We start from the raw sequence: 6,624 nt of genomic DNA, 5'->3' as shown, positions 1-6,624 counted from the left end.
TGGCTCGTGGGACGACTTCACGTCGACCTCGGTCGCGCCCGCAACATGATGTGTCGCTGATCAACGCGCGACCTCTGCACTGATTTCGATCAATCCAGGCGTGCGGCGACAACCATCGTGACGCAATCGTCCTGATCGCCGTGTGCCCTGCCTCCAAGGGAAGTTCATGGCCTCAGCACCCGGCACCGACACACCAGCCCGCCGACCGCGCCCCAAGCGCGGCGAGGGCCAGTGGGCGTTGGGCTACCGCGAGCCGCTGAACGCCAACGAGCAGTCCAAGAAGGACGACAACCCGCTCAACGTCCGCGCTCGCATCGAGAACATCTACTCCGTCCGCGGTTTCGAGTCGATCGATCCCGGCGACATGCGCGGTCGCTTCCGCTGGTGGGGCCTCTACACGCAGCGCAAGCCCGGCATCGACGGCGGCAAGACCGCGACGCTCGAGCCCGAAGAGCTCGACGACAAGTACTTCATGCTCCGTGTACGCATCGACGGTGGCCAGCTCAACCTCGAGCAGCTGCGCACCGTCGCGGACCTCTCGGTCGAGTACGCCCGCGACTCCGCGGACCTCACCGACCGGCAGAACGTGCAGTACCACTGGATCGACATCCGCGACGTCCCCACGATCTGGAACCGCCTCGAGGCCGTCGGCCTGTCGACGCAGGAAGCGTGCGGCGACTGCCCCCGCGTCATCCTGGGCAGCCCCGTCGCCGGGGTCTCCGAGGACGAGATCATCGACGGCACGCCCGCGATCGAGCAGATCGAGAGCCAGTTCATCGGGGACAAGGAGTTCTCCAACCTCCCCCGCAAGTTCAAGACCGCGATCAGCGGCCACCCCGGGCACGATGTCGTCCCGCAGATCAACGACATCGCGTTCGCCGGCGCGGTTCACCCCGAGCACGGTCCCGGCTTCGATCTCTGGGTCGGCGGCGGCCTCTCGACCAACCCGATGCTCGCGCAGCGGCTCGGCGTGTGGGTGCCGCTCGACGAGGTGCCCGAGGTCTGGAAGGGCGTCACCAGCATCTTCCGCGACTACGGCTACCGCCGCCTCCGCACGCGCGCCCGGCTCAAGTTCCTGATCGCCGACTGGGGCGTCGAGAAGTTCCGCGAGGTGCTCGAGACGGAGTACCTCGGACGTACGCTGATCGATCTCGACGAGCCCGAGGCGCCCGAGACCCCCGCTGACCACGTGGGTGTCTTCCGCCAGAAGGACGGCAAGTACTTCGTCGGCGCCGCGGCGACCGTCGGCCGCATCTCCGGCACCTTGCTGCACCAGGTCGCCGACATCGTCGAGGCTCACGGCAGTGACCGCGTACGCACGACGCCGATGCAGAAGCTGCTGGTGCTCGACGTCGACGAGGACAAGGTCGAGTCGCTCGTGGCCGCGCTGGCCGAGATCGGGCTCAACGCCCGGCCTTCGCAGTGGCGCCGCAACACGATGGCGTGCACCGGCATCGAGTTCTGCAAGCTCGCGATCGTCAACACCAAGGACCGCGCCAAGGACCTGATCGGCGAGCTCGAGCAGCGAGTCCCCGAGCTCGACACCCCGATCACGGTCAACGTCAACGGCTGCCCCAACTCGTGCGCCCGCATCCAGACCGCCGACATCGGCCTCAAGGGCATGCTCGTGATGGACGAGGACGGCAACCAGGTCGAGGGCTTCCAGGTGCACCTCGGCGGCGCGCTGGGGCTCGAGGCCGGATTCGGTCGCAAGCTGCGCGCGCACAAGGTCATCGGCGATCACCTGCCCGACTACATCGAGAAGGTCTCCCGGACCTACCTCGAGCAGCGTGAGGACTCCGAGTCCTTCGCCCGCTGGGTCGCTCGTGCCGACGAGGAGGTCCTGCGATGACCACGCGTGCCGTGCCCTTTCACTGCCCCTACTGCGCCGACGAGGACCTGCGTCCCCATGGCGACACCCATGGTGAGTGGGAGTGCCGGTCCTGCCTCAGGGCGTTTCGCCTCGGCTTCATCGGCCAGCTCTCCCCCAGCAACGTGACCACCTACGAATCACCCGCAACATCCGACACAGCACGACCTCGAAAGGAGGATGCATCATGACCGCACCAGCACTCATTGCTCTTGCGCACGGCAGCCGCGACCCGCGTTCTGCCCAGACCATCACAGCCCTTACGGAGTTGGTCGCATGCATGCGTCCTGACCTCCGCGTGGAGCCCGCGTTCCTCGACCTCGCCGACCCCGACTTCGACCGCGTCGTCGACCAGCTCGTCGCCGAGGGTCACCAGGAGATCGTCGTCGTGCCACTGCTGCTCACCGAGGCGTTCCACGCGAACGTCGACGTGCCGCAGGTGATCAACGCCGCACTGGCGCGCCACGACGGCATCAAGATCGAGGCCACCAAGGTCCTCGGGATCGAGAACGCGTTCTTCCACGTGCTCGACAAGCGGCTGCGTGAGGCGCTGTCCAAGAACCGGGTCCGTGAGCTCGACGCGCTCGTGCTGGCCGGTGCCGGCTCGTCCGACCCGATCGCCAATGCGGCGATCTCGCGGGCGGCTCGCGCGTGGGGCGCGCACCACAAGCTCCCGACGATCGCGGCGTTCGCCTCGAGCGTTCCGCCGGCGGCCGGCGAGGCCGTACGCACGCACCGCGCCGACGGACGGCGCCACATCGCCGTCGGTCAGCTCTTCCTCGCACCGGGCGTGCTGCCCGACCGCGTGGCCGAGCTGGCGTACGAAGCCGGTGCCGTCGCCGTGGCCGAGCCGCTGGGCGTCGACGTCGAGGTGGCCCGGGTCATCCTCGCCCGCTACGCCGTCGGTGCTGTCGACCTGGTCCCGTTCGAGGCCCTGTTCGCCTGAGCCACCCGTTCCTTGAGCTTGTCGAAAGGATCCTTTCGACAAGCTCAAGGAGCGACTCTCACATGCCGGCGAGGCGGGCCTTCTCGGCCTCGACGTCGTAGTCGGCCTTCGGCCACTCCAGCTCGAGGGCCCGGAGCTTCTCGGTCAACAGGGCGCCGACAGCCCAGTTGCGGTACCACTTGCGCCCGCTGGGCACGAGATGCCACGGCGCGTCGTCGGTCGAGCAGCGCTCGAGGGCGAGCGCGTACGCGCGCTGGTAGTCGTCCCACAGCATCCGCTCGTCGAGGTCGCCCGGGTTGTACTTCCAGTGCTTCGTCGGGTCGTCGAGGCGCGCGAGGAGACGTTCCTTCTGGTCGTCCGCCGTGATGTGCAGGAAGCACTTGATGAGGATGCCGCCGGAGTCGGTGAACGCCTTCTCGAAGTCGTTGATCGCGCCATAGCGCCGCTCGATCTCCTCCGGCCCGGCCAGCTGGCGAACCCGGCCGATCAGCACGTCCTCGTAGTGGGAACGGTCGAAGACGCCGATCATGCCGGGCTGCGGGAGCCGCCTCTCGACGCGCCACAGGAAGTCGTGCTCGAGCTCCTCGGGCGTCGGCTTCTTGAACGACGTGATCGCGAGCCCCTGCGGGTCGACCAGGCCGGTGACGTGGCGGATGATGCCGCCCTTGCCGGACGTGTCCATGCCCTGCAGCACGACCAGGACTCGCGTCTGGCTCGTACCGGCGCGCCCAACGGCGAACAGCTTTTCCTGCAGGTCGCTGAGTTCCTCGCCCATCGCCGCGAGCTGCCGCTCCGCGTCCGCCTTCTCGCCGGAGAAGCCTGTCGTTGCGCGCGAGTCGTACGTCGACAGGTCCACCGGAGTCGTGACGGTGAGCAGGGAATCCAGGGTCTTGGCCATGGCCGAAGTATGCCGGAACATGGAAGCAACAGCGGGCGCGTGGGACGCCCCACCGTATGGTGAAGGCGACGAAGGGATTCTGCACATGTATGACGTTGCTCTGCTCATCGAGCGCCAGCTCAACGCCCTCGATGCCGACCAGATCATCGCGCTGCACGAAGGGCTCGATGACACCGTTCGCTACCACCTGCTCCTGCCGGTCGAGAGCTCGAACGCGATCCTGACGTCGTCCATGAGCGCCCTCGGCTCAGGCCAGATCGTGCCGATCGGCGAGCCCGATGCGATCGAGGACGTGCAGCAGGAGATCGTCAAGGCCGGGCAGTCCGAGCTCGAGGCCAGCGCGGCGCTGATCAAGGAGCGTGGCCAGCAGGTCACCGCCAAGCTCACCGAGGACGACCCCATCGACGCGCTCGTCCAGCTCGTCAAGGACACCGGGTCGTCGGAGGCCATCATCCTCACCGAGCCGCACATCGTGCAGGAGTTCCTGCGGATCGACTGGACCTCACGCGCCCAGCGCAAGCTCGACGTCCCGAGCGTCCACCTGCTCGAGCACGTACCGTTCGACGCCCAGCGCTGATCCCCGTCACAGCTTCGTCACGGCTCGGCCCCGCCTCCGCGCGTACGCTGGACGCATGACGTACGACGTGGAGAAGACCGAGGAAGAGTGGCAGGCCGAGCTCAGCCCCGAGGAGTACCAGGTGCTGCGCAAGCAGGGCACCGAGCGCCCGTTCAGCTCGCCCTACGAGACCGACCCGACCGTCGGGGTCTACGCATGCCGCGCCTGCGGCGCGGAGCTGTTCCGCAGCGAGACCAAGTTCGACGCGCACTGCGGCTGGCCGGCGTTCTACTCGCCGCTCGCCGAGGACCGTGTCCAGTACATCGAGGACCGTTCGCTGTTCGGCGGCGTACGCACCGAGGTTCGCTGCTCCCGGTGCGGATCGCACCTCGGGCACGTGTTCAAGGGCGAGGGCTTCCCGACACCCACGGATCAGCGATTCTGCATCAACGGCGTGGCCCTGCAGCTCCAGCCCGACGCCTGAGCCCCCGCTGGGAGTGACGAATTGCAGGCGACACGCCGATCTCGGCCTGCACATCGTCACGCTCAGCGGCGAATCTTGTCGGCGCTCGTCACTAGCGTGATCGCATGACCCTCACGCTCGGCATGATCACGGTGGACACGACGGACGCGATGCCGCTGGCTCGCTGGTGGACGGAGCAGCTCGGCGGCACGATCGAGCAGGAGAACGACGGCTGGTACGTCATCGTCGGGCTGCCGGGACTGGCCCAGAAGATCTCGTTCCAGAAGGTTCCTGACCCGTCACCGGGCAAGAACCGCCTGCACCTCGACCTGACGACACCAGATCTCGAGGCCGAGACCGACCGGCTCATCGCCGCAGGGGCCGGAGTGGTCGTGCGCCACGAGATGCCCAGCGGTTTCCGCTGGAACGTCCTCAGCGATCCCGACGGCAACCAGTTCTGCGTGTCCGGCACTCACTCGGTGTGACGCAGTTTCGACGTTTCACTCCGTGGCTGGTCCCGATCGCCTAGCGTGTGCGAAATGCGCTCTCGACTGGTCCTCCTCAGCGTCGGCTTGGTCGTCGGTGTACTGCTGACCGCGGCAGTCGGGTGGCTGGCCGGCTTGCGCACCGATCTCGTCTACACCAGTGGCACGGGTACGACGAAGGTCTCCGACACGGAAACCTCCGCGCCCTACTTGTTCGAAGCGGCTGAGCTGTGCGCTGACGGCAGCGAGCCGCTCACCGTCAAGCGAGTCTCACCGATCATGAGCGAAGGCAGCGCCGGAGAGATCACAGTGCGTCAGTTCCAGCTCGGTCCGACCGACAACGAGGGTGCCGAATGGGAGAAACTGCGCCCAGGAGCGAAGCTCGACGCCTGGTACGAGGCCGTCGACTCCAACAACGACTTGACCCGGCGCCTGACGATGGCATGCGAGCCGTCCAACTACGACCGGCGCACGCTCGCCGTGCGACTCGATGTGCCCGATGGGCCCACGGCCATGCAGGGCATGACCGTCGAATACACCGTCCATGGCGTCACCAAGTCGATGCGGACCAATGTCGGCATCGCCTTCTGTACCGGGGACGAGGTCCCCGGTGAGGTTCCTCCCGCGCTTGGCGAGGACGTCGACGACGAGAACGTCCTGCTGCGATGCTGGGAGGAGGACTGAGCCAGAGCGGTTACGGCCAGAGGTTGGTGAGCTCGGTGACGGTGTGCGCGCGACCGGTGTAGAACGGGACCTCTTCGCGTACGTGACGCCGGGCGCGGCTCGCGCGGAGCTCACGCATGAGGTCGACGATGCGGTGCAGCTCGTCGGCCTCGAACGCGAGGATCCACTCGTAGTCGCCCAGCGCGAACGACGCGACGGTGTTGGCACGTACGTCGGGATAGTCGCGCGCCTGCATGCCGTGCTCCCGCAGCATGTCGCGGCGCTCCTCGTCGGGCAGGAGGTACCACTCGTACGAGCGGACGAACGGATAGACGCACACATAGGGGTGCGTCTCCTCCTCGGCCATGAACGCAGGGATGTGCGAGCGGTTGAACTCCGCGGGCCGGTGGATCGCGACCTGCGACCAGACCGGTGCCATGTGCGAGCCGAGCTCGGTGCGGCGGAACGCGTTGTAGGCGGCCTGGAGCGCGTCGCTCGTGGGCGCGTGCCACCAGATCATCAGGTCGGCATCGGCTCGCAGGCCACTGACGTCGTACGTGCCGCGCACCACGACGTCATCGGCAGCGAACGTGCTGAAGAGCGCGTCGACCTCGGCGGCGAACGCGGCGCGAGGCGCGTCGCCGAGCACCCGCTCGAGCCGGAACACCGACCACATCGTGTAGCGGATCGTGTCGTTGATCTCCTTGGCCAGCTTGCCCTTGTTCTCCACGCGCTCGGTCATG

The 6,624-nt window shown here is 67.4% G+C and carries 8 protein-coding genes; 6 read left to right on the top strand and 2 right to left on the bottom strand.

Going from position 1 to position 6,624, the window contains the following annotated elements; translation table 11 throughout:
- Positions 1-166: 166 nt before the first annotated feature.
- Together V6M46_RS12285 and V6M46_RS12280 are read left to right on the top strand one after the other, a co-directional pair.
- Positions 167-1,852: a nitrite/sulfite reductase gene (locus V6M46_RS12285; RefSeq protein WP_332665420.1), complete on the top strand. Its 1,686-nt coding sequence runs from the start codon at positions 167-169 to the stop codon at positions 1,850-1,852.
- Positions 1,853-2,057: 205 nt separating this feature from the next.
- Positions 2,058-2,816, top strand: a complete 759-nt coding sequence (locus V6M46_RS12280; protein WP_332665418.1) for a sirohydrochlorin chelatase — start codon at positions 2,058-2,060, stop codon at positions 2,814-2,816.
- A 58-nt stretch (positions 2,817-2,874) separates the two neighbouring features.
- Here V6M46_RS12280 and V6M46_RS12275 read toward each other — a convergent pair whose 3' ends face one another.
- Entirely contained in the window at positions 2,875-3,714 is an 840-nt protein-coding gene (locus V6M46_RS12275) for a PPK2 family polyphosphate kinase (protein WP_332665416.1), read from the bottom strand.
- 85 nt (positions 3,715-3,799) lie between these two features.
- On the opposite strand from V6M46_RS12275, the gene V6M46_RS12270 reads away from it, so the two are divergent.
- From V6M46_RS12270 to V6M46_RS12255, 4 genes are all read left to right on the top strand, one after another.
- Positions 3,800-4,291, top strand: a complete 492-nt coding sequence (locus tag V6M46_RS12270; protein WP_332665413.1) for a hypothetical protein — start codon at positions 3,800-3,802, stop codon at positions 4,289-4,291.
- A 55-nt stretch (positions 4,292-4,346) separates the two neighbouring features.
- Complete coding sequence (gene msrB, locus V6M46_RS12265) at positions 4,347-4,754, top strand: peptide-methionine (R)-S-oxide reductase MsrB (protein WP_332665408.1); 408 nt, start codon at positions 4,347-4,349, stop codon at positions 4,752-4,754.
- Between the two features lie 104 nt (positions 4,755-4,858).
- A complete protein-coding gene (locus V6M46_RS12260; RefSeq protein WP_332665406.1) occupies positions 4,859-5,218 on the top strand; it encodes a VOC family protein in 360 nt (119 codons plus the stop codon).
- A 54-nt stretch (positions 5,219-5,272) separates the two neighbouring features.
- Positions 5,273-5,902: a hypothetical protein gene (locus V6M46_RS12255; RefSeq protein ID WP_332665404.1), complete on the top strand. Its 630-nt coding sequence runs from the start codon at positions 5,273-5,275 to the stop codon at positions 5,900-5,902.
- 10 nt (positions 5,903-5,912) lie between these two features.
- Here the strand turns inward: V6M46_RS12255 and hemQ are convergent, their stop codons facing one another.
- Complete coding sequence (gene hemQ / locus V6M46_RS12250; protein ID WP_332665401.1) at positions 5,913-6,623, bottom strand: hydrogen peroxide-dependent heme synthase; 711 nt, start codon at positions 6,621-6,623, stop codon at positions 5,913-5,915.
- Between the last annotated feature and the right edge of the window lies 1 nt (position 6,624).

The organism is Aeromicrobium sp. (assembly GCF_036676885.1).
In the GTDB taxonomy this organism is placed as follows: Bacteria; Actinomycetota; Actinomycetes; order Propionibacteriales; family Nocardioidaceae; genus Aeromicrobium.
The sequence above is the reverse complement of the archived record's forward strand: the minus strand, read 5'-3'. Positions and strand labels throughout refer to the sequence as shown.

Coding starts and splice junctions, on each gene's coding strand:
- V6M46_RS12285 (WP_332665420.1), top strand. CDS start 167: ATGGCCTCAGCACCCGGCACCGACACACCAGCCCGCCGACCGCGCCCC.
- V6M46_RS12280 (WP_332665418.1), top strand. CDS start 2,058: ATGACCGCACCAGCACTCATTGCTCTTGCGCACGGCAGCCGCGACCCG.
- V6M46_RS12275 (WP_332665416.1), bottom strand. CDS start 3,714: ATGGCCAAGACCCTGGATTCCCTGCTCACCGTCACGACTCCGGTGGAC.
- V6M46_RS12270 (WP_332665413.1), top strand. CDS start 3,800: ATGTATGACGTTGCTCTGCTCATCGAGCGCCAGCTCAACGCCCTCGAT.
- msrB (WP_332665408.1), top strand. CDS start 4,347: ATGACGTACGACGTGGAGAAGACCGAGGAAGAGTGGCAGGCCGAGCTC.
- V6M46_RS12260 (WP_332665406.1), top strand. CDS start 4,859: ATGACCCTCACGCTCGGCATGATCACGGTGGACACGACGGACGCGATG.
- V6M46_RS12255 (WP_332665404.1), top strand. CDS start 5,273: ATGCGCTCTCGACTGGTCCTCCTCAGCGTCGGCTTGGTCGTCGGTGTA.
- hemQ (WP_332665401.1), bottom strand. CDS start 6,623: ATGACCGAGCGCGTGGAGAACAAGGGCAAGCTGGCCAAGGAGATCAAC.